Source organism: Psychrobacter sp. PG1 (genome assembly GCF_014897815.1).
Lineage (GTDB): Bacteria > Pseudomonadota > Gammaproteobacteria > Pseudomonadales > Moraxellaceae > Psychrobacter.
The window spans coordinates 18,767-20,929 of the sequence record NZ_JABUZG010000064.1 but is presented as its reverse complement, the minus strand read 5'-3'; the positions used below and the strand labels follow the sequence as shown (position 1 = coordinate 20,929).

Below are 2,163 nucleotides of genomic sequence, written 5' to 3'. Positions count from 1 at the left end.
AAATATAGCAATCCTTAATCGTTAAATTGCTGAAATCAAATACTAGTTTAGGGTTTATTTTTAGTTCCCTAATATTATATAGGTAAAGTTTAGAAACCTCTCCTTTGTTATTCGAGAAAATATCTAATAAAGCTTTATCGAGATCTTTTTGTGTGTTTAATTTATTCTTAGATTTTAGTATTCCTAAATACAGTATAAAGATATTAGAGATATATTCATAATATTTATTCTTTATTGATACTTCATTGCTAAGGTTTATTAAATCATTAATGTTTTCGCTATTTATTAAAGTAGAGACAACTATATCTTCAACGTCAGTTTTATAAAGTCGCTTTCCAATATCTAAGGAGAAATTATTTAAATAGCTAACTCTAGATACTAACAAATCTAATAACTGGATATCTGCAATATTTTCATTAGAGAACATCTGAGCTATAGATATCTTGAGGAAAAAATCTTTTAAGAAGTCATATCTAATATTGATCAACTTATCATTAGCATAATCGATAAATGCATGATTCAAAAGTAATGAAATAGTAGTGTCGTTAGTTTCTGCTATGAAATCTTGAACGATTAAGATAAAGTCAGTTTTGCTTATTGTCTTATTAATTGTGCTTAATTTACAAAGTATTTTCATTTGTTCAATAAAGCTGATACCAATTTTCTTAACTTCACGTTTGCATACAGCATATATTAAATAATCTAACATGTTATTCTTTATTAACCCTAACTCTTTTGCTTCCTCATTTTTAATATCAAAAATATTCTCTATATCTTCATCTTTAGTTTCATTAGACACTAAATTACTTATAGTATCTAACATAAAAGGACTGTAGTAATTTTCGTTTGATTGATCCATAAGCTTCTGAACGAGATTCATCGATTTTTTTTGTAGGCTTATATCGTTTTTGAAACGACTTTTAAAGAACTGTTCAGTTTGATGTTTATTAAAAGGTTGTATTTCCACATTTTCTATACGAAACTCTTCATTTATTTGATTGAAAGCTTCTTCCCAAATATAATCTCGACAAGTAATAATTATTTTTGTTTTAACAAGATTGAAGCAGTAACTATCGAAAATATTTTTTAAAAAACTTTGTAACTGAAACTCAATATTTACACCCGAAATAATTTCATCTAAACCATCTAGAATTATCACAAAGCTACCATTATCTACGGACAGCTTGAATAATTCCTCAGTAAATAAGCCTGTATCTGAAATGCTAGCCTTATAAAGATCGTAAATTGTTGACACACTGTCTGTTTTTAGCTGATCTAGAAGGACCGAAGAATCCAAAAATAATACGTATTGATCCTCACTCATTTTTAAATTAGTGTTTAGAAAGTTTCTTACAATAGTAGTTTTTCCTACTCCTCCAGGACCAGTTAGAACTATTAAAGGACTGTTATCTGAATTAAACCATTTTTTTACAAGTCTGGAAGCTACAATTTGCTTTTCATTACTACCAACTTTAGAAGAATAGTTTTCAATAAAAAATTTTGTATTTTGATAGTACTGACTAAATAACATTGGTTCTAGATATTCTTGATATAAATATTTTTTACCAAACTCATCAATGAATTCTATATTACCATCATTTTTGAAAATGCTTTTATATACGCTCTTTACATAACTAATACGCCGCTCAGGAGAAGAGTCAGAAGGTTTGTTTATTAGCAGCAATAATTTCGTAGAAGGTTTCGTTGTTTTTAAAAATGTATTGTATAGATTCTCTAAAGAACCTTTTAAGCTAGTACTACCAATAAAAGCAATATATATTTTATCACCATTCATGAAATTTTCTAGTTCATACAATTCAAAATATTTCTTACTATCATTACTTAATATCGGAAAATCTTTGCTCATGGTAAATGTTTTGTTTTTATCTAAGTATGATAGTACAGTATTATAAATAGTCGTAGGCTTATATGCTTCAATAGAAGTGAAGTTTGAACCATATTTTTTCTTTATTTTACCTTCTAATTCTTTTATTTGTGGCTGCGGCATCACCCCTACATTTTCATTACATCCCGTAGAATTTCCATCGTCACCCCTATATAGAACTGTGTTTTTTCTATAATTAAGTGTATTGGTTTGGATGTCTTTATTTAAGTAATATAACCTGTAGGGCTGTTCTATCTTAAATATTAGTATATTTTTAC

1 protein-coding gene is annotated in these 2,163 nt (G+C 27.4%); it reads right to left on the bottom strand.

The genetic code is table 11. The features are described from left to right. Positions 1-2,008, bottom strand: a 2,008-nt coding sequence (locus INT03_RS10330; protein ID WP_226951680.1) for an NACHT domain-containing protein, incomplete at its 3' end; no start/stop codon positions are given. Positions 2,009-2,163 lie beyond the last annotated feature (155 nt).